This is a genomic window from Streptomyces sp. NBC_00154 (genome assembly GCF_026342835.1).
Classification (GTDB): Bacteria; Actinomycetota; Actinomycetes; order Streptomycetales; family Streptomycetaceae; genus Streptomyces.
Map to the genome: position 1 here is coordinate 7,987,141 of NZ_JAPEMI010000001.1, position 20,622 is coordinate 8,007,762.

The 20,622-nt window shown below is 65.8% G+C and carries 15 protein-coding genes and 3 pseudogenes; 17 read left to right on the top strand and 1 reads right to left on the bottom strand.

Annotated features, from left to right (window positions below; genetic code table 11):
• The first annotated feature begins 42 nt into the window (after positions 1 to 42).
• The 10 genes and pseudogenes from OHA03_RS36275 (at position 43) to OHA03_RS36315 (ending at position 9,303) form a co-directional block, all read left to right on the top strand.
• Positions 43 to 291, top strand: a complete 249-nt coding sequence (locus OHA03_RS36275; protein WP_267007853.1) for a transcriptional regulator — start codon at positions 43 to 45, stop codon at positions 289 to 291.
• Positions 288 to 1,415, top strand: coding sequence for an ACR3 family arsenite efflux transporter (arsB, locus tag OHA03_RS36280; protein ID WP_323181316.1), 1,128 nt, complete (start codon positions 288 to 290; stop codon positions 1,413 to 1,415). The genes OHA03_RS36275 and arsB overlap by 4 nt, the downstream gene beginning before the upstream one ends.
• On the top strand, positions 1,415 to 1,636 hold the full coding sequence (locus OHA03_RS48100) for a DUF2180 family protein (protein ID WP_354006161.1): 222 nt from the start codon (positions 1,415 to 1,417) through the stop codon (positions 1,634 to 1,636). Before arsB ends, OHA03_RS48100 begins: the two co-directional genes overlap by 1 nt.
• On the top strand, positions 1,633 to 2,697 hold the full coding sequence (locus OHA03_RS36285) for an ArsO family NAD(P)H-dependent flavin-containing monooxygenase (RefSeq protein WP_267007854.1): 1,065 nt from the start codon (positions 1,633 to 1,635) through the stop codon (positions 2,695 to 2,697). Before OHA03_RS48100 ends, OHA03_RS36285 begins: the two co-directional genes overlap by 4 nt.
• 763 nt (positions 2,698 to 3,460) lie before the next feature.
• Positions 3,461 to 3,937: a lamin tail domain-containing protein gene (locus tag OHA03_RS36290; protein ID WP_267007855.1), complete on the top strand. Its 477-nt coding sequence runs from the start codon at positions 3,461 to 3,463 to the stop codon at positions 3,935 to 3,937.
• A gap of 303 nt (positions 3,938 to 4,240) precedes the next feature.
• Complete coding sequence (locus OHA03_RS36295; protein ID WP_267007856.1) at positions 4,241 to 4,732, top strand: lamin tail domain-containing protein; 492 nt, start codon at positions 4,241 to 4,243, stop codon at positions 4,730 to 4,732.
• 230 nt (positions 4,733 to 4,962) lie between these two features.
• Positions 4,963 to 5,186 (top strand): annotated as a pseudogene (locus OHA03_RS36300) (transposase); the annotation flags it as partial.
• Between the two features lie 467 nt (positions 5,187 to 5,653).
• Positions 5,654 to 6,598: an IS4 family transposase gene (locus OHA03_RS36305; protein WP_267007857.1), complete on the top strand. Its 945-nt coding sequence runs from the start codon at positions 5,654 to 5,656 to the stop codon at positions 6,596 to 6,598.
• Between the two features lie 656 nt (positions 6,599 to 7,254).
• A pseudogene (locus OHA03_RS36310) lies at positions 7,255 to 8,094 on the top strand (reverse transcriptase N-terminal domain-containing protein); the annotation flags it as partial.
• A 705-nt stretch (positions 8,095 to 8,799) separates the two neighbouring features.
• Positions 8,800 to 9,303, top strand: coding sequence for a reverse transcriptase domain-containing protein (locus tag OHA03_RS36315; RefSeq protein ID WP_323181291.1), 504 nt, complete (start codon positions 8,800 to 8,802; stop codon positions 9,301 to 9,303).
• Positions 9,304 to 9,495: 192 nt separating this feature from the next.
• Here the strand turns inward: OHA03_RS36315 and OHA03_RS36320 are convergent.
• Positions 9,496 to 10,734, bottom strand: a pseudogene (locus tag OHA03_RS36320) (IS4 family transposase); the annotation flags it as partial.
• Here OHA03_RS36320 and OHA03_RS36325 point away from each other — a divergent pair.
• From OHA03_RS36325 to OHA03_RS36355, 7 genes are all read left to right on the top strand, one after another.
• Positions 10,733 to 11,566, top strand: a complete 834-nt coding sequence (locus OHA03_RS36325; RefSeq protein WP_267007372.1) for a reverse transcriptase domain-containing protein — start codon at positions 10,733 to 10,735, stop codon at positions 11,564 to 11,566. The pseudogene OHA03_RS36320 and the gene OHA03_RS36325 sit on opposite strands and share 2 nt — an antisense overlap.
• A 65-nt stretch (positions 11,567 to 11,631) precedes the next feature.
• Positions 11,632 to 12,540 carry a group II intron maturase-specific domain-containing protein gene (locus OHA03_RS36330; protein WP_267007858.1) on the top strand — a complete coding sequence of 303 codons (909 nt, stop codon included), beginning with the start codon at positions 11,632 to 11,634 and terminating at the stop codon, positions 12,538 to 12,540.
• Between the two features lie 123 nt (positions 12,541 to 12,663).
• The gene (locus OHA03_RS36335) at positions 12,664 to 13,278 is read left to right on the top strand and encodes a hypothetical protein (RefSeq protein WP_267007859.1); all 615 of its coding nucleotides are present in this window, start codon (positions 12,664 to 12,666) and stop codon (positions 13,276 to 13,278) included.
• 386 nt (positions 13,279 to 13,664) lie between these two features.
• On the top strand, positions 13,665 to 13,934 hold the full coding sequence (locus OHA03_RS36340; protein WP_267007860.1) for a hypothetical protein: 270 nt from the start codon (positions 13,665 to 13,667) through the stop codon (positions 13,932 to 13,934).
• The gene (locus OHA03_RS36345) at positions 13,927 to 16,845 is read left to right on the top strand and encodes a tetratricopeptide repeat protein (protein WP_267007861.1); all 2,919 of its coding nucleotides are present in this window, start codon (positions 13,927 to 13,929) and stop codon (positions 16,843 to 16,845) included. Before OHA03_RS36340 ends, OHA03_RS36345 begins: the two co-directional genes overlap by 8 nt.
• A 418-nt stretch (positions 16,846 to 17,263) precedes the next feature.
• A complete protein-coding gene (locus OHA03_RS36350) occupies positions 17,264 to 19,297 on the top strand; it encodes a protein kinase (protein ID WP_267007862.1) in 2,034 nt (677 codons plus the stop codon).
• Between the two features lie 185 nt (positions 19,298 to 19,482).
• Positions 19,483 to 20,580, top strand: coding sequence for an integrase core domain-containing protein (locus tag OHA03_RS36355; RefSeq protein WP_267007729.1), 1,098 nt, complete (start codon positions 19,483 to 19,485; stop codon positions 20,578 to 20,580).
• Positions 20,581 to 20,622 lie beyond the last annotated feature (42 nt).

A 20,622-nucleotide genomic window follows, 5' to 3' on the forward strand; every position in this document is an offset into this window, starting at 1 on the left:
GTCAGTTGGTGTCAGCTGCCAATGATGTGAGACTATCAGTGCATGCTGACTTCAGTCGATGCTGATGCAATTTGGGTGCTGGACGACCCCACTTACCTGAGGCAGGAGACGGGCACGAAACAGACCCACCTGCCCAACCACATGCAGGTGCACCAGCGGGCCGGACTGGTGGGCACCGAGACCTGCAGCCACTTCACCAACTACCGACGAACCGAACCCCTGGTGTCCCTGTCGCAGCAACTCACCAAGTCCCCGCACGCCACTGCACAGAACAAGAGGGCCTGCCCGTGACGACCGAGCGCACCACGACGACCCCCGCTGCCGACCAGGCCGCGGGCGGGGACGACTCAATCGTCAAGAAGCTCTCCACCCTCGACCGCTATCTCGCGGTGTGGATCCTGCTCGCCATGGCCGTCGGCCTGGGCCTGGGGCGGCTGATCCCCGGGATGAACGACGCACTGGCGAAGATCGAGGTCGGCGGTATCTCCCTGCCGATCGCGCTCGGTCTGCTCGTGATGATGTACCCGGTGCTGGCCAAGGTCCGCTACGACAAGCTCGACACCGTCACCGGCGACAAGAAGCTGATGGTGTCCTCGCTGGTCATCAACTGGATCGTCGGCCCCGCGGTCATGTTCGCCCTGGCGTGGATCTTCCTGCCCGACCTGCCCGAGTACCGCACCGGCCTGATCATCGTCGGCCTCGCGCGCTGCATCGCCATGGTCATCATCTGGAACGACCTCGCCTGCGGCGACCGCGAAGCCGCCGCCGTACTCGTCGCGCTCAACAGCGTGTTCCAGGTGATCGCCTTCGGCGTGCTGGGCTGGTTCTACCTCGACCTGCTGCCCCGGTGGCTGAACCTCGGCGACGGCCAGGGCCTGGACGTCTCCGTGTGGCACATCGCCCTCAACGTCATCGTGTTCCTCGGCATCCCACTCCTGGCCGGGTTCCTCACCCGCCGCATCGGCGAGCAGAAGATGGGCCGCGAGTCCTACGAGACGAAGTTCCTGCCGAAGATCGGCCCGTGGGCGCTGTACGGGCTGCTCTTCACGATCGTCATCCTGTTCGCCCTGCAGGGGAAGACGATCACCTCGCAGCCGCTGGACGTGGTCCGGATCGCGCTGCCGCTGCTCGTCTACTTCGCGATCATGTTCTTCGGCACCTTCCTCCTCGGCAAGGGCCTTGGGCTGGCATACGACCGCACGGCCACGCTGGCGTTCACCGCGGCGGGCAACAATTTCGAACTCGCCATCGCGGTCGCCATCGCCACCTTCGGCGTCACCTCCGGACAGGCACTGTCCGGCGTCGTCGGCCCCCTGATCGAGGTTCCCGTCCTGATCGGACTCGTGTACGTCGCGCTGGCCTGGCGTAAGAAGTTCACGCCCACAGCACTCACCACCCTTGGAAGGGACAGCTGATGCACTGCCTCGACTGCCGCACCCCGGGAACGAATAGCCCCACCATCGGGGTCTGTCAGGGCTGTGGCGCCGGGGTCTGCGCGGCGCATGCCCGCGTCGCGACCCGGAGCGTGCGACGCGGCAGTCTGATCGGAACCCCCGGCGAGGCCGAAGCGCGGACGGTGCTGTGCCCGGTGTGTGCCGCAGTCGAGGCACCGGCCGTAGCGGCTCTGACCCGGTGACCGGGGTGGCGGACGTTGTGGTGATCGGCGGCGGGCAGGCCGGGCTCGCCGCCGGGTACTACCTGCGCCGCAAGAAGCTGGACTTCGTGATCCTCGACGCCCAGAGCACGCCCGGCGGGGCCTGGCAGCACACCTGGAACTCTCTGCACCTGTTCTCCCCGGCCCCGTTCTCCTCATTGCCCGGCCGCATCATGCCCGCTCAACCAGGCCAGGAGTACCCGGACGCCGGGCACGTGGTGGAGTACCTGACCGACTACGAGCAGCGCTACGACCTGCCCGTCCACCGCCCGGTCCGCGTCCGGGCAGTGCGCCGGGACGGTGATCGGCTGCGAGTGGAGACGGACACCGGTGACTGGCTGGCGCGGGCGGTCATCTCAGCGACCGGCACCTGGTGGCGCCCCTTCCTGCCCGCAATACCCGGCCAGGAGGTTTTCACCGGCCGCCAGCTCCACACCACCGGCTACCGGCGGCCGTCCGACTTCGCCGGACAGCGAGTGGTCGTGGTCGGCGGCGGGAACTCCGGCGCACAGATCGCCGCCGACCTCGCCACCCACGACGGCATCGACCTGACCTGGGTCACCCAGCGCCCGCCCCGCTTCCTCGCCGACGACATCGACGGCCGCGCCCTGTTCGACGCGGCCACCGCCCGCCGCCGCGCCCTGGATGAAGGCCGCCCCGACATCGGCGGCGTCGCCTCGCTCGGTGACATCGTCGCCGTCCCACCGGTCCGCGCAGCGCGGGACGCAGGGCTTCTGAAGGCCCAGCCAATGTTCGAGCGGCTCGTTGCCGACGGCATCCAGTGGAGCGACGGCACGACCGCCCGCGCGGACGCGGTGATCTGGTGCACCGGGTTCCGCCCCGCGCTGTCCTACCTCGCCCCTCTGGGCCTGCGCGGCGTGCGCGGGCACATCGCCACCGACGGCACCCGTGCGGTCGGCGAGCCACGGTTGCACCTGCTCGGCTACGGCGACTGGACGGGGCCGGCCTCCGCCACCCTCATCGGCGTGGGACGCCCTGCCCGCGATGCCGCCGAGAACATCGCGAGGCATCTGTCCCAGTGACCGTCCAGACCGGTGGATCACGAAAATTCCGGACGCTTTGGGTGCTGAAAGGCGGGCGCTGTGACTGCATCTCCTGCCCTGTGGCGCTTCATTGACGATGACGACCCCGCCGCTCTCACCCTGATTGTGGACACTCCCGCTGGCCCGCATGTGCGCCGAATACCGTCGGCCATGCCGCTTCTCGCAGACGCGGAACCAGGTCGCCGAGGGTGTCGATGCTGCCCGAGGTCAGCTCACCTCAAACGCCGCCACCACAGAAGTTGAGTCCGAACCACTGCCCGTGGACAAAGCCACGTTGTGTGTTGCTGGCGGGGTTCGGGGCAGTCGGTCCGGTGAGGGCTCCTGTCGCGTATTCCCCCGTCGTGACAGGAGCCCTTGTTTCCCGTGCTGTTGTGCGATGTGGGCTTGGGTGTGCGAAGAAAGGCGCAGGGCGTCCGTTACCAAGATCGTGCCCGTTGTGGGGGTGGTGCGCCGGGTGGTGTGGTGGGTTGTGCGCCGGAGCAGGGAAGGGCTTGCTGTTGATCTTTCAAGGGGTGGGTGTAGCGGTCAGTGAACGCCGCGGCCATGCCCGCCGTGTATGGGTGCCGACTACAGGCGACAGTAATGGAAATATCCGTATTCGGTAACCGGCTTTGGTGGGCCTGCCGTTGGCCTCGCCGGCGGGTCACAGTTTGGGTCCTCGGCCTACGAGAGGCCGGGGTATCCGCACCGCCCTTCGGCCTGTATCGGCTGGTGGGGCACTGTTCTTGAGGGGGCATCACCTATGTCTGCTTCTGTATCCGCCCGCCGTATCGCGGCCACCGTCCTGGCCGCCGGCGCCGTCGTCTCCGCCGTCGCCCTGCCGGCCTCCGCTCACGACAACGACCGCCACCGGCACCCGCGGGTCGAGATCAGCGCCGTGCAGGCCGACAGCCCCGGACGCGACAACCGCACCAACCGGTCGCTGAACGCCGAGTGGGTCGAGCTCACCAACAACACCCGTCGGGCGGTGAACCTGGATGGCTGGACGCTGCGCGACGAGGACGGCCACCGTTACCGCTTCGACGACGTCCGCCTCGCGGGCCGTGCCACCGTCCGGATCCACACCGGTATCGGCCGCGATACCCGCACTGACCTCTACCAGGACCGCCGCAACTACGTCTGGGACAACCGTTCCGACACCGCGACCCTGCGCGACGACCGCGGCCGCACCGTCGACACCGAGACCTGGGGCCGGGGTTGGGGCCACCACCGCCGCTGACCGGGAACCGGGGACGGGGAGGCTGAACGCCTGACGACGGATGACAGCCCCTGCCTTCTCCTAGGGGTGCCGGGCAGCCTGACCTGCCCGGCACCCGCCTCCACACCCCTACCGGAACCGCATGACCGGCGGGGCGAGGCAACACGAGGGACGGCTCCTGGCGCACGGAGTCCGACAGGCCAGGCCATCCACCGTGCCAGTGTCGGCAATGTCCGGAACAAGAGGCTTGAAATCGGTCACCAGAGGCTCGTCATTCCCTGGGCGCTTCTGCTGCCCATCACCACGCTTGAGGGGGACTTCACCTTGCGCACCCATGCCGCCATCGCCGCTGTTCTCACGGCCGGCACGCTCGCTGCTCTTACTGCGGTCCCGGCCCAGGGCGCCGAATACTCCTCTGCGCTGAAGGTCCGCGGCATCCAGTACGACGCACCCGGCCCGGACTCCAACAAGTGCTCCTCCGGCAACACCCGCGAGGAGTACCTGACCGTCAAGAACTACTCGTCCACCACGACCGTCAACCTCAAGGGCTACGTCGTCAAGGACGCCGCCGGGAACCGGTTCACGTTCCCCGCGAACCACTACCTGCAGCCCGGCGACTACGTGAAACTCCGCGGCGGCAACGGCACCGACTCCGACGCCAAGAACGTCGTCTACCGCGACAACTGCAACTTCATGTGGAACAACGACAAGGACACGATCTACCTCTACAAGCCCTCCGGCGCCCGCGCGGACGTCCACTCCTACACGAAGAGCAAGAACGACCGCGACGGCAACGGCTACATCACCTATCACTGAATCCGCAGAGCCTGGCCCCACCGTCTGGCGCGGTGGGGCCAGAGCGCTTCCTCCCACGCAGGAGAGGTGTTGCCGAGTTGTGCGCCCGCATCGGAGTGTCCACGAAACGCGTTACCTGGACTTCACCTCCAAGGACGGCCCCGTGGAGAGCGTGCTGGCAGCGCGCAGCGAAGCGGGACAACGCGTGGCTGGCCGAGACCGTCGCGGCCGCCGGCGTGGACCGCGGCCCCGGCGCCCGCCTCCTGGCGGAGATCGGGGACGACCGCACCGCTTCGCTACCGCCGGGGGACTGAGGGCCTACGCGGGATCTGCCCCGATCACCCGGGCCTCGGGCAAACGCAAGTACGTCGGGCGCCGGTTTGTGAAGAACAACCGGCTCAATCACGCCGGATACCTGTGGGCTTTCGCCACCCTCACCCACTCGCCAGGTGCCAACGCCCACTATCGGCGCCGAGGCCTCGCGGTCAGCGCGATGAAGCTAGCCGGCATCACCAACCTCGCAGCAGGACTACGACGCAACGCCCGCGACCCCCGACGGCCCCTCACACTCCTCGGCCTCGGATGATCACAAAACGGATGTCCCCTGACTACGCCGAAGCCTTGGGCTCTGGCCCGAGCGGATACGTGCACCGCTTCACGGCCCGGACACCTTCGTGGGCTGCGGACAGGACTGCCCCGGCTGGTCCGGGGGAGGCCAGTCGGGGCAGTCTGCGCGTAGTACGGAGGGTGGGTCGCCTCTCGGCGGAGGGCTCCATGGGGCTTCAGCCGAACGATCTTCCCCAGGGGCTATAGGTGAGGCCCGGGGACACTGTCCCCTCCGTACCCAATGCCGTTGTTTGAAGGTTCATTGAGTTGGTAGTGACGGACTGAGCGTCGCGCCGTTATGCGGGTGTGCATCCGTGGAGCGGGGTATCTGAGCGAGTGCGGCTGGGTTTGATCACGCAGTGGGTGACGCCCGAGTTGGTGGACGAGGTCCTGTCGGAGTGTCGCAAACGGGACCGTCGGCCGGGAGCGCTGCCGGCGATGTTCATGGTCTACTTCACACTCGCGCTTGCGCTCTTCCACCAGGACTCCTACGACGATGTGGCAGAACAACTGGTATGTGGCATCCATGAGTTGAGCGGGTGCATCCCGCACAAGGCGTCTTTCACCCGGGCTCGGGAGCGCTTGGGACCGGAGGTTGTTGAGCGGATATTCCACCGCCTGGCCGGCCCGCGGGCCCCTGTGGGGCTGGCCGGGTCCTTCTACCGGGGGATGCGTCTCGCTGCAGTCGACGGGTTCCTGCTGGACGTGCCGGACAATGAGGCAAACCGACGCGCCTTCGGCGGCCCGAAGGACTCCAGCGGGAAACCGGGCGGGTTTCCGCAGGTGAGAGTCGTGACGCTGACCGAGACCGGCACACGTTCTTCCATCGACGCCCGGGTGGGCGGCTACAACAGCGGTGAACGCGACCCAGCCGTGGCAATGGCTGCCTCGGCCTCCGGGATGCTCGTGATCATGGACCGGGGGTTCCCCGGGGTGGAGTTGTGGAAGGCGTACACCGGCGCCGGTGCCCACCTCCTGCTGCGGGCCCGCTCGTGTGTGGCACGCCGCCCAGTACGACACCTGCCCGACGGCACCTACCTGGCACGCATGAACCTCGCGGGGCAGAAAGGCGCCCATCCGGGCGGTGTGCTGGTGCGCGTGATCGAGTACCGCGTCGACGGGGGCGAAGTGATCCGGCTGCTGACCGATCTCTTCGACCACGACGCCTACCCAGCAAGGGAGTTAGCGGTCCTGTATCACGAAAGATGGGGTGCGACACGAAGTCGCACGAGATTGAGTGAATTACCTGATCGGAGGATCGACTTGATGTCGACAGCGTAGTTCCGGGCCAGTGCTCAAGGCCTGTCCCCACTTCGACATGCGTCGCTGGTAACGGTGGGGTGTGAAGCTCGAAGGAGAAGCCCAAGGACCCCTGTGCCATCTGGGGGTTACAGGCAAGGGGAAGACCGGACGGGTGAACGCAAGTGAACCCCTGATGATGCCTCGTGATCGTGAGCCCCGCCGATGGATTGCTTCAGCGGGGTGCAGGACTGGCCGCTGAGAAGCGGCAGGCGCCGGCTGAAGCCCCATCGTCAGCCGGGAGAGCATCGCCGTCCCGGAGTTTAGGGGGCACCCACCCCGGTCGTATCTCACTCGTGTGGAACGTGGAAACCCCGCTGGGGTCCGGGCGCGACAGCGTCCGGTCAGCCGACCGTAAGGAAGGCCCAACTCCCCAGCGGGCACAGGATGACCCAAGAAGCCAACGCCGGTGGCCGAAAGGCAGCGGGAAACCGGGGCAGATGGCCAGCACCTCCGCTGGTCGCCTCGCATAACCGGCCGGATACGGGCACTGCCCGGACCTGCAAGGGTGCTGACGTGGGTCAGGTGGGCCTGTGAGGACTCGATGACCATCAATGCTGGAACCGAAGGGCAAGTTGGACACCGTGGCAACAACATCATCCGTGGCGGATACCGTCCGGGACGACAGCGTCACCACGATGAACGGACCTGAGGACGAGTCCACCGACTGGCAGTCGATCGACTGGCAGAACGCGGAGGACGAAGTACGGCGGCTGAGGCAGCGGATCTTCACGGCGTCACAGGCAGGGGACCTCAAGAGGGTCCGCAATCTCCAGAAGCTGATGCTCCGCTCCCGCTCCAACACGCTTGTGAGCGTGCGGCGGGCGACGGAGATCAACGCTGGCCGCAAGACGGCAGGGATCGACGGACGGGTCGTCCTGCTGCCCCAGGGGAAGGCCGAACTGGCCGACTGGATGCAGCACCGGGCAGCTCCATGGAAGCCCTTGCCCGTCAGGCGGGTCTATATCCCCAAGGCCAACGGTCGTCAGCGCGGCCTCGGGATTCCCGTGATCATCGACCGGTGTCTTCAAGCCGTGACGCTGAACGCGTTGGAGCCCGAGTGGGAGGCACGGTTCGAGCCGCGGTCCTATGGATTTCGTCCCGGCCGTGGCTGTCATGACGCGATCGGAGCGATCTTCCTGGCCGCCAAGGGCAAGAGCCCGAAGCGCCAGTGGGTCCTTGACGCGGACCTGGCAGCGGCGTTCGACCGCATCGACCATGACCGCCTCATGGCCTCCATCGGACAGTTCCCCGCACGGGGTCTGATCGAACAGTGGCTCAAGGCAGGAGTGATCGACCGCGGCGTCTTCGCCCCGACCGAAGAGGGGGTTCCGCAAGGCGGGATCATCTCCCCGGCGCTGATGAACGTGGCCTTGCACGGGATGGAAGAGGCTGCCGGAGTCCGCTACCGGCTCACAGGCCCACGGGCCGGGGAGCTGGAGGTGGGCTCGCCGACTCTGATCAGGTACGCCGACGACCGTGCGCCACGAACACAACGGGAGGTTTCGGTGTAGACGAAAGCTTCCGACGTGATGCTGCACTGGTGATGGAGGCAGGCCCTCCGAGACCGCCCACGCAGGGGGAGGTCTCAAACCGCCGCAGGTTGCTCCGGTGAATGAGCCGGGGTGATGAGCACTGCGGAAAAGGCGCACGAGATGCGTCAGGTGTGAGCCGAGAAGGCGAACGCGAGTGAACCACTGATGAAGTGTCGAAAGCGTATGAACGGTTACCGAAACCGGGGTCCAGTTGTTGCCCCGGGATGAATCTGGCGGGTTCCTGTACTCCTGGCCAGGTGGTGCCCGGCATAAAGGTGGCGCGAGCTCGGTTCAGGCGCTGGTGTGGAACGTGGGAACCCCTCGCCACGATGCTGTCACCGGTCAGGTTGAGGCCGGTAGGCGACAAGGGAGAACCCCAAGCAGCTGAAACTGTGAGGGGCGGAGTACCGATGCGTGGCAGGGGGACGGATCGCCTCGTAGTAGTGATGAAGCCTCTGTAATGGAGGTGGAGCGAAGGGGGCGAGTTGTCCAGATCTTGTTTGGTGGTCAACCGGAGTGCCCGGGAGGAGCCAGGTGAACGGATCAAGGCCGCAGGCCGAGGTCAAGTCGTTTTACATCTCAAAGTTGATGGTGTGGGAGGCATTTCAGCGAGTCAAGGCCAACAAGGGTGCGCCCGGAGCGGACGGTGTGACGATCGAGCAGTACGAGCAGAACCTTTCGAAGAATCTGTTCAAGCTGTGGAATCGGATGTCGTCCGGTTCGTATTTCCCTCCCGCGGTGAAGGCCGTGGAGATCCCCAAGGCAGGTGGGAAAGGTATCCGCGTGCTCGGGGTGCCCACTGTGGACGACCGGATTGCCCAGACGGTGGCCGCGATGTACCTGGAGCGTCGGGTGGAGCCTGTGTTCCATCCGGACTCCTATGGCTACCGGCCCAGGCGGTCGGCGTTGGACGCCGTGGAGCAGTGCCGAAAGCGCTGTTGGCGGAGTGACTGGGTGGTCGATCTCGACATCCGGGCGTTCTTCGACAGCGTGGACCATGAGCTGATGCTCAGGGCGGTCGAGCGGCATATCGACGAGGACGGGAAATGGGTCCTGCTCTACGTCAAGCGGTGGCTGGTCGCGCCGTTGGCGAAGGCGGACGGATCGGTGCAGCAACGGGATCGCGGGACTCCCCAGGGCAATGCCACTTAGTTAGGAAACGGCGAGGATTTTGATGTGGGGTGGGTCGGGGTGGTGGATGATGGTTTCGGTGGGCTGCTTCTTTCTGTAGGCGTGGACGTGGACACGCTTTACGGCTCGTGGGCTGGTGCGGTGTCTCCGACGGGGGTTGGGCCTTTCTATTATTTCCGTGCGGGCGACTTCAAGGGCCTTCGCGAGGCGGTCAGGGGGAAAACCCGCCTGGCCTGTGATCTGGCGGCGGATGATACGAAGTGACCGCATGAACGATAGGCGGTCCGGGTCGATGTCGGCCTGTTCGGCTGCCTCACACATCAGGTGCCGGACCGCGTAGTGGGTCAGGAGCAGTGCCCAGATCTCCTGCTCGACCATGTCCGGTGTTTTCGAGCGCAATACACCGCCGCGGCCGCGTTGGTGGGTCTTGATCTCGTCAAGGCTGGACTCGAACTCCCACCGTTCGGCATAGGCAGCGGCGAGTTCAGCGGCACCAGCCTCGTCCGGGTCCATAACGGTGGTGATCAGGCAGAAGATCTCTCCTCTACCTTCGCGGTTCGTCACTTCGTATTCGACGACACGGACCGGAATCCCGGACGGCTCCTCTATGTTGTCCGACCCGCGGTGACGCTGGACTGCGCGCCGCCGACGGACCTTCGGGTCAAGCAGGAACGACTCATAGGATCCGTCCTTCAGCGGCCGGACTACCGGCAGATGAGGGCCGTCGGGCATGCGCCACAGCAAATCAGCACCGGTTGCCGCGGCCGCTTCCCACAGACGATATGCGTAAAATCCCCGGTCGGCGGTAACCAGCATGCCTGGTTCGAAATCGGCGACGAGTTCCCCGGCGAGAACGCCTTCGTCCACGCGCCAGGGACCCAGCCGGGCCGCCACCACAGCATGAGTCCCGCATTCACCCAGCCCCACGATCTTCACCTGGGGGAAAGGTGCGGGACTTCGTGTGCCCCCGGACCGGCCGAACTCCCCATCATTTGCTGGGGTGTCAGGAATATCCAGGACGAACCCGTCAATGGCCATCAGACGCCACCGACCCATCCACGCTCCCTGCGTGCCCCGCTGCGCGCAGGGCAATGCCACCCGCTCGAACAGCACCCGCAGCGGCTCCGAACCCAGACGCCGGCGCGCCTGGGAAATCGCACCCGTCGTGGGAATCGTCCAGTCCTTCCGCCATGTCCCCAGAAAACGTAGGCCGTTGACGAGAAGACGCATCACTTCCTCGTACGACTCGCCGAAGAACAGACACAGAGCCATCACGTAATAGACGACGACACGCGCCGGCAGCAAACGTGACCGTTTCTCTGTACGGCCCGTCTCCGCGAGTACCTCATCGACCAGGTCCCGATGAACCAAACGTGTCAGAACCCCGACACCCACCCGGTCGGTCAAGCGCACACCAGAAACCGGCACCACGTTATCCCGCACCCCGCCCATGAGCGAGGAACATAACCGGTTCACCGGCAGGAAGGAAGTGCGGCAACCGGATCAGTTGACCATCCACAAACACCCCGGGCGTGTCCCTGTGCATATGTGGACGACCGATTACCAGACCGCTTATCTAAGTGGCATTGCTCCCCAGGGATCGGCGGTTTCCCCTGTACTGGCGAATCTGTATCTCCACTACGCGTTCGATGTGTGGTTGGCTCGGGAGTTCCCGAAAGTCACCTTCGAACGGTACTGCGATGATGCGGTGATTCACTGCGGCAGCGAGGGGCAGGCCCGCCGTGTGCGGGACGCTCTCGAGCAGCGATTGGCGCAGGTCGGTCTGGAGTTGCATCCGGACAAGACTCGCATCGTCTATTGCAAGGACGCTGACCGGCGGGGCTCGTATGAGCACACGGCGTTCACGTTCCTTGGATACACGTTCCGGCCCAGGCTGGCCAAGAACCGGTATGGGAAGCACTTTGTGAGCTTCCTGCCGGCGGTCAGTAAGGAGGTGATCAAGGCGATGGGCAAGGTGATGCGTTCCTGGCACATCGCCCAACGCAGTGACAAGTCGCTGATGGATCTTGCGCGGATGTTCAACAGCATCGTGCAGGGGTGGATCAACTATTACGGGCGATTCTACAAGTCTATGTTGTATCCCCTCCTCCGGCGTATCAACAGAATGTTGGTGGGCTGGGCTTGCCAGAAGTACAAACGACTGCGCCGCCGGGAGAAACGCGCGGGAGAACTATTGGCGGGCGCAGCCCGCCGGTATCCCAATATGTTCGCCCACTGGCGGTTCGGCCTCAAGCCTGATGGCTGGGCAATGGGAGCCGTGTGAGCTGAGAGGCTCCCGCACGGTTCTGCGAGCGGCGGCGGGTGAGATTCCCGCCGCCGACTCTCCTGGTGGTTCTCTGTCACAGCCGTGACGAGGCCCAGCAGGTCAAGGAGCGGCTCGCGCGGTGGCTCAAGCCCCGAGGTCTGGCCTTCAACGAGGACAAGACGCGCATCGCGCACCTCGATGAGGGCTGCGACTTCCTGGGCTTCACCGTCCGCCGCTATCACGGCATGCTGCTGATCAAGCCGAGCAAGGCATCCGTGCGACGGATCCGGGCACGGCTCACCGCCGAAATACTGGCCCTTCGGGGACAGAATGCGGCGGCGGTGATCGCCAAGCTCAACCCGATCATCCGGGGCTGGGCTGCCTACTTTCGGGGAGTGGTCTCCAGCGAGGTGTTCACCTCGCTGGACAACCACGTGTGGAGGCTGGTCTACAAGTGGGCCCGGCATACACACCCGAACAAGCCGAACGGCTGGGTGACCTCCCGGTACTTCGGCCGGTTCAACGAGTCCCGGCAGGACCGGTGGGTGTTCGGCGACCGCGAGAGCGGCCGCTATCTCACCAAGTTCGCCTGGACCAGGATCGTCAGACATCAACTCGTCATCAAAGGGGCGTCCGTGGACGACCCGGCGCTGACCGAGTACTGGGCCTCACGGCGACGCAGGAACAAGCCCCCGCTCAGCCCGCTCCTGCTACGTCTGCTCCAGGGGCAGCACGGCAGGTGCCCGCTCTGCGGAACCCTTCTCCTGCACGCCGACCAGCAGCCGCAGAGCCCCCAGGAATGGGAGCAGTGGCTGCGGGCGATCCGGACGGCGGTACACGCAAACGCGCTCACCACCGACCCGGACGGAAGCCAGTCCGACGATCCCGCCGCCTTCCGACTCACCCATGTTCACTGCCACCGCTGGCGCGGCGGCAGTGAACCACGGCGACCAGCCATTCTGGCTGCCCGTGGGCCTTCAGGGCCTGCTTGAGCCGGATGCGGTTAACGCCGCCCGTCCGGTTCTGAGGGGGGTGCGGCGCAGCAATGCGCCGCACCTACCCGACAGCATGAATCGACCTACTACGCGCTGCGGCACACCCTCCTGCGGGGCCGGGTGCTGCGTTCGGCCGACCCCGCCGGTGTCGAGCAGGAGGTGTGGGCTCAACTCGCGCTCTACCAGGCCCTGCGGACGGTCATGGTGGAGGCCGCCGAGTCGCGACCGGGCACCGATCCGGACCGCTGCGGTTTCACCACTGCCCTGCACACCGCCCGTGACCTGGTCATCCAGGCCGCCGGCGTCACCGGATACGGGACGACCGGTGTCATCGGCCAGCGCATCCTGGCCGGGCTCCTTCCGCCGAGGCGGCCCCGCGTCAGCACCCGCAAGGTCAAGTCGCCCATCTCCCGCTACCACGCCCGCCAGGACGACGGCCGCCCGGATACCAGCCGCACCGTCACCGGCCTCGACATCTCCATCCTCGAACCCGAACCTGAACTGCCCGCCGCCTCACACGACGACCGTCACACCCCGCCGGACGACCGCCGCCGACAGCGTGTCCTGGACGTCCTCGACACCGACCCCGACCGCCACTGGCACCCGCGTGACCTCGCCCGCCACCTCGGCGACGTCTCCCTGGGCACCATGCGCCGACAACTCGACCGATGGGCCAGCAACGGACTCATCCACAAAGCCGGACCCGCCGCCTACACCAGCCAAGGCACCTCATAAACCCCTTGCCACCAGCGCGAATCCGTTAACTACCCGGCCTTGGAGCAAGCCCAGCCACGAACTACGTCGCCGCCGCGTACACGGAGAAGGGCGTCAACCTACAGAAGTAGTCGGTCGTCAGCTCCGTGCGGGTACCAGGCGCAGCCACGCCCACTGTGGCCTGCGCACTGTCTGCGCCTCGAAGTGACTCGCGTTACAGTCGACTTGGCCGTAGTCGTGTGCGTGACAGGGGGTTCGGTGTGGACGGGGTCGGGGCCGATGGAGTCCGGGTAAGTTTGTTCGCTCCGGATGACCCAGAGTCGCGTGCTACTGCGCAGGCGGCATTCGCAGCGGCCGAGAGCGTCGGGAAGGGTGTTGATGCCCGCGGGGCCGTACCTCTGGGCGATGTGCTGCTGATCGGGTCGGTGGCGATGCATGGACTTGCCTACCTGATCAACACGCTGCGCAAAGCGTGGAGCAAAGGCGTAGTGATCGACGCAATAGGACAGCAATTGATTATCCGTCACGACGTGTCGCTTCCGCGTGGCTTGGTAGTCGTGCGCTCCAAATCGGGAGAAGTGACCGTTCGCGATGGAGCCGGACTGGCGGACATTATCGCGGACGCGCTACCTTCGCGCAGCAGCAACACCCCGGGTGAAGGGCCAGGGAATGCGTGACGAGGGGCGCAGCGCCCTCTTCGCCCGGTATCAGAATCCCCTGCTTGCGGCCGAGGCACGCAAGATGAGTATGAGCTGCATCGACATCTCATATCTGCGGTGGCTCACAGGTGAGGAAGATCCGGAACGTGCATGGGAGATGTACTTCGGCGCCACCCAACCTCAGGTCCGGAAAGTCCTTGACGGGCTGCTCGCAACATTCCCTCCGGAGGAACGAGATCGGGCCAATGAGCTGGCTGGTTCCGTGGAGGCGTTCTGTCTTCCATCGAACGAGATGGCGTCGCGTGTCTTCCAAAGCCCCGGCGAGGCCACCGGCTATCTCATCGGTATCTCACCGCTCGTGGTCCAGTTGAGCGCCGACATTGCCTGGGGGATGAACATGCTTTCTCCCTACGCCGCCGAGAATATCGGTCGCACGTGGGACGCGGCGGAGGGGCGGGAGACGCTCGACCTCCAGATCAGCGAGTATGTGCGTGCGCTGGAGGGCATCGGCGAAGTACCCATGCCCACCAGCGCTCTCAGTAACGCTCTGGAGAATCGTTCTGATCAGGAGTGGCCACACGGGCAGGGCCCGCAGGACTACCGTGAAGCGGCGATCGCGTTCGTCCTTGCACACGAACTCGCCCACATTGAGCACGGGGACTTGTCTCCTGCAGAGGAGACAAGACAAAAGAGGCTACTCTCGAGGGACTTGGCCTCGCTTCTTCAGATCTCCGACGAGGTGAACGAAGAACTAATTGCGGACGCGTCGACCTTCGTCCGAAGCTACAACTATTTCCTCGGCACCTGGTTCTTCAAGACCGACAAGCCCGGTGTCAGTAGCCTCTCCCCTAGGCGCATCAAGCACGAGCTGCAGTACCAACGTGTGGCCTTGAATAGCGCCCGGCGGGCAACCGAGGCGTGTGAGGCGTACTACACCACGGTTGCCATTCTCGGGATGATCGCATGGCGCCGCGGCGACGACGGGAAGGCAAACCGCTTGGTGGCCACTGCGATGCGGGCCCCCTATGTTCAGGTCTACATTCAGCGGGATCGCCAGGAGCAGATGGCCCCCAAGATTGGGTCGTTCCTATGGACTGAGCGGGATGTCGCGTACCGAAGAGTGCATTTTGACTGGCGCTTCCACTTCATCTGCGACGTTATGCCTCAGGCGTGGCGCCGCCTGGGCTTGGAGGTCCCCGACACCCTCCCGGACATCTCGGTCACGGGGAGAAACCTTGCCGACTTGCTAGAGGAGGCGGACGTCGTTGCAGCAGCGGCAGCCGTTCTCCAGGAGCGGTTCACCACCCAAGAACCTGCGCTGGGGCACGACCACCCAGACGTCCTGGAGACACGACAAGGAATCGCGTGGTTCCGGCAGAAGATGGGAGACACGGCTGGAGCAGTAGCTGCCTACACTGAATTGCTCACCGATTTCGAACGCGTGCTCGGTCGCAGCAACCGCAGCACCCTCGCTGTCCGGCACAACCTAGCCTGGTTGCGGGGCCGGGCGGGGGACACGGCCGGTGCGACAGCCGCCTTCGCCGAATTACTCGCCGACCAGGAACGCGTAATGGGGCACGACAACATTGAGGTCCTGGAAACACGGCACGAACTCGCTTGGTTGCGGGGGAAGACGGGGGATGGGAGGGGAGCGGCAGCCGCTTTCGCGGAACTGGTTGCGGACTTGGAAAGGGTGGCCGGGCCTGACCACGCCGCCACCCGCGCCGCCCGGGATAGCCTTGCCCACTGGCGGGAGGAGACGGGGGATGCAACGGGGGCTGCCACACGGCTGCTCGCAGAGAAGGAACAGATGCTGGGGCCGGACCACGCCGACACGCTTGCTGCGCGGCAGGCCCTCGCCGACTTGCAGCGTGAGACGGGGGACCTTACGGAAGCAGCAACCGTCGCAGAGGAATTGTTCGCCGACCAGGAACGCGTGCTCGGGCCCGACCACCCCGAAACGCTCAGCACCCTCGCCAGACTGGCCCGCTGGCGAGGGGAGGCGGGGGATGCAGTGGGGGCAGCCGCCGCCTACGCCGACCTGCTCGCCGGCCAGCAACGGGGGCTGGAGCGCGGCAACCCGATCACCCAGGCTACCTGGGGACTCCTTGGCTTCTCGTGGGGGATGGTCAGGGACACGGCCGATTCAGCTGAGGAACTGTTCGCAGTACTGGAGCGGGCGCTGGGGCGCGGCCACCCGGTTTCCTGGGCCACCCGGACGTTTCTCACCGCCTGTCAGGGGACAGTGGCCGACGCAGCAGAGAAGCTGTTCACCGTCCTGAAACGAGGAGACGACCCTCCTGACATCTTCGCCACACGGACGCATCTCGCCTATTGGCGGGGGATGGCGGGGGACGCGGCCGGAGCGGCAGCAACCTTGAAGGAGTTGTTCGCCGATCAAGAGCGCACACTGGGCCCCGACCACCCCAAGACCTTCACTACCTGGAACCACCTCGCCTACTGGCAAGGGAAGGCGAGGGACGCGACCGGACCGGGTACGACTTTGTCGGAGTTGTTCGCCGATCAAGAGCGCACACTGGGCCCCGACCACCCCAACGCCCTGAGGACTAGACGCAATCTGGCCATCTGCCGGGGGGAGGCGGGAGACGAAGCTGGCACAGCAGCCGCCCTAGAGGACTTGCTGGACCACATGTTGCGGGTGCTTGGCCCTGACCACTCCCTCACCACGGGAACGCGGCTCGAGCTCGCCTACTGGCAGCGCCGGGCGAGGGGAACGGCCAGATCAGTCGCCCTAGAGAAGATCCTGGACGCCACACTGCGCGTGCTGGACTCCGATCCCACCAACCCCATGGGAAAGCGGCACAGCCTCACCTACTGGCGGCGCCAGGCGAGAGGCGCGGCTGGCCCGGCAGTCGTCTTTGGCAAGCTGCTGAAGGGGATGCTGCTGCCTGATAGCGATCCTTCCTGACACACGAAGATCAACGCGTGCAAGTGACCGCAGCACAGCGTATCTCTCTCTGATGCCACCTACGAGACCGGAGCTCTCACCCGGGTCGCCAGACGGCCTGCTTGACCGAGAATGAAGACTTCCGTCGAGGTCCTGACCCGCGCCAGGAGCCCGGTCCCGAGCGGCTTTCGACCGGGGGCCGCTGAGGGCCTGGGCCCGTGACAGCACCGCCGACATGCTCGGCATTGCTGAGCTGCGGCGCAATGCCACGGCCGGCCGCCACGGGGCAAGCTGCTGCGAATCCTTCAGCAGGTCGTCGGTCTTCACATAGAGTGCGGTCGCGAGGGAGTCCAGCTCTGTCTTCACACACTGACGTTTGACCCCCCTTCTCGTATGCGCGCAGGCAATCCCTTGGAATCGATCCTCTAGGAGGCGTGTGGTGTCGCTGCGCGACGACGATCCGACCGAGGTTGGCGGATACAAGCTAGAAGGGCGCCTCGGTGCGGGCGGCATGGGCGTCGTGTACCTCGCCCGTTCGCCGCGAGGAACACCTGTGGCTTTGAAGGTGGTGCGGCCCGAGTGGGCCGAAGACAAGGCGTTCCGGGCGAGGTTCGAGCTCGAGGTCGCTGCAGCAAGGATGGTTCACAGCCGGTACACCGCACCCGTCGTCGATGCCAGCCCCCGGGGACCGGAGCCCTGGATGGCCACGCTGTACGTGCCAGGCCAAAACCTTCACACGCAGGTGTCGCAGAACGGCCCCTTGGGCGAGGCAGAGCTGACTCAACTGGCCGCTGCGCTGGCCCAAGCTCTCGCTGACATCCACCGTGCCGGAGTGATCCACCGCGACCTCAAGCCCAGCAACGTCTTACTCACCGAGGACGGGCCCCGGGTCATCGACTTCGGCATCGCCCAAGCCACCGACGGCCTGGGGCTAACCGAAACCAGTCACATCGTGGGCACACCGGCCTTCATGGCACCGGAGCAGCTGCAGGCCTCCCGCACCGTCGGGCCGGAGGCGGACATCTTCGGCCTCGGCTGTGTCCTGACCTTCGCGGCGACCGGGTACGGACCGTTCAAGGCGCACGGCGCCTTCGGTGCCGCCTACCAAATCGTCCATGAGGAGCCAGACCTCACCGATGTGCCAGACGGCCTCCGGCAGCTGGTGGCCGACTGTCTCAGGAAGCAGCCCGCGAGTCGCCCGACGCCTGCCGCGATACGCAGACAGCTCACCGCTCCGCCGGCCCCGCCGCCGGCGCCAGTGCGGCGGGGGATGCCCGCACGGCGTAGGTGGGCCGTCCTCAAGCAGGCAGTGACCCGGCGTGTACCTGCCTGGGTCGCCGCCTCAGCTGCGGTGGCTGCCGTGCCGCTGACGCTGGTCGCAGTGGGGACGGGGAACGAGCACCGGCCCTCCTCTCCGAAACCGGAACCCCCACACATCGTGCTGGAGAACGCACAGCCCTGGGTATCCAACGTGCGCGTCCCGGCGGCTCCTGGAGAGCAGTGCGTTAATGGCGATCCCGCCTCGGAGATCCGGGCATTCCTCTACTGCCTGGCCGGTAGCCGGGTCCTCAGCGTCGAGATCTATCACGGCAAGACCGTGTGGGAGCAGGTCCGTCCTGACGCTGACGACGAGAAACAGGCCACGCTGGTCGGCGTCCGTGGGAAGGAACTCTTTTACACCACGAGCACGGGAGATCAGCAGTGGCTCCGGGCCCTGGACGTGAGGACTGGAAGAATCCTGCGTACACGGAAGTTCGCCCAACCCTCGCAGATCGTTCTGTCCCACGGCAGCTTCCTGCTGATCTCCAGCGACCGGATCGAAGGACTCGACGCAACGGCCCAAAAGACGTTCTGGCAGCGGCCTCTCACCGGTGAGACGTCCGTCGCGACGCTCGGGGACAGGACTTACCTGATCGTGCGCGGGCAGCATCGCACAGAGGTGACCGCACTGAATCCCTCGACGGGTTCGGTTCAAACGCCCGTTGTCCTGGAAGGGAAGCTTCATCTCCTGGCGTCGGCGAACGGCTTCGTCGCTCTCGGTAACCGGAGCGCTGGCGACGCGGATTCCACCTTCCTTCTCGTTCTCGACACCGCGACCAACACGGCATCCCGCATCCCCCTCCGGGGCCAAAAATTCCGACTTACCCTGAGCCGAGACACCGCACTCCTCGCCTACGAGAACGGCCATATCTCGGCAATCAACACCCGCACCGGCAAGGAGCGCTGGAGCGCCTCCGTGCAGGGCGCCGTGATTGCCGACCCGGTATACACCGACCGGAAGTTCCTTGTCATGACGGACGAGGGGAACGTGAGCGCCTTCAGTGCCGACGGCGGAACCCTAGTGGGTCTCTACCCTCTGAGCGACAGTGCCCCAGAGAAGACGCCGTCTGACCGGCCGGAGATCATACGGAACAACGATGAGTTCTATGCCCTCACGCCGGACGGGCTGCTGTACACGGTCCGCTCTTACTGAAGCCTGCCGATCGCGGGCCGGCACCCGAGAGAAATCTAGACCCGGACTCGCTGGACGCTGCCCTTGCCGAAAACCTCATCCGCCCTGGTGGGAGCTTGGTGTGCGGGGTGTGCGGGGTCTCGGGCCCGGGGGCTCGAATTGGTCCTCTCGCGCGACTGGTGACCGCCCCGGCATGATTGCCGATCGTGCTGCTGCGATTGGCTTACCTGACCGTGACGAACGCGTTCGCGATGCTGCGTGTGCTGCCGATGAGCGATCGGGACAAGGACGCGGAGATCCTCGCCTTGCGCCATCAGGTCACGGTGCTGGAGCGCCAACTCGGTGGCGAGAAGGTGCGGTTCACCCCGAGCGATCGCGCGTTCTTGGCGGCGTTGCTGCATCGGATGCCGGTCGAGGTGCTGCGCAGGGTGCGGCTGCTGGTGCGTCCGGACACGGTGCTGCGCTGGCACCGCGATCTGGTCGCACGCCGCCATGCGGCCCGGTCCCGGCCGAAGCGCTCGGGACGGCCGCGGATCCTGCGCTCCATCCGCGCCCTGGTCCTGCGGCTCGCCCAAGAGAATCCCAGCTGGGGGTATCGCCGCATCCACGGTGAACTTCTCGTTCTCGGTATCAAGGTGGCCGCCTCCACCGTCTGGGAAATCCTCAAGGAGGCCGGGATTGATCCGGCGCCCGAACGGGCCTCCAGCACGTGGTCGGACTTCCTGCGCTCGCAGGCCGACGCCCTGTTGGCGTGCGACTTCCTGGAGACGGTCACGCTGTTCGGGGCGCGGCTGTATGTGTTCGCGGTGATCGAGCACGCCAGCCGGCGGATCAGGATCCTGGGCGCCACTGCGCACCCGACCGCCGCGTGGGTGACGCAAGCCGCGAAAAACCTCGTCATGGACCTCGAAGACGCCGAATGTCGGGCAAGGTTCCTGATCCGTGACCGCGACGGGAAGTTCCCCGCCCTGTTTGACACCGTCCTCAAGGATGCGGGGATCGAGGTCGTGCTCAGCGGCGTACGGATGCCGCGCATGAACTCGATCATGGAAAGGTGGGTGCAGACCTGCCGGTGTGAGCTGCTGGACCGCACCTTGATCTGGAACCAGCGGCACCTGCTCCACGCACTACGGGAGTTCGAAGAGTTCTACAACTCCCACCGGCCGCATCAGGGCATCGCCAACGCCCGTCCGCTGCACCCGCTGCCGGTGCCGATCACCGATCCGGAGCAGATCACCCGCCTCGACATACGAAAACGCGAACGACTCGGCGGCATCCTCCACGAGTACCAACATGCCGCCTGAACTGGGCGGATGAGGTTTTCGGCAGCAGCAACGTCGACCTGC

Excerpts from the sequence above, each read along its gene's own strand:
- OHA03_RS36275 (WP_267007853.1), top strand. The coding sequence starts at position 43 with ATGCTGACTTCAGTCGATGCTGATGCAATTTGGGTGCTGGACGACCCC.
- OHA03_RS48100 (WP_354006161.1), top strand. The coding sequence starts at position 1,415 with ATGCACTGCCTCGACTGCCGCACCCCGGGAACGAATAGCCCCACCATC.
- OHA03_RS36290 (WP_267007855.1), top strand. The coding sequence starts at position 3,461 with ATGTCTGCTTCTGTATCCGCCCGCCGTATCGCGGCCACCGTCCTGGCC.
- OHA03_RS36325 (WP_267007372.1), top strand. The coding sequence starts at position 10,733 with ATGAGCGAGGAACATAACCGGTTCACCGGCAGGAAGGAAGTGCGGCAA.
- OHA03_RS36345 (WP_267007861.1), top strand. The coding sequence starts at position 13,927 with ATGCGTGACGAGGGGCGCAGCGCCCTCTTCGCCCGGTATCAGAATCCC.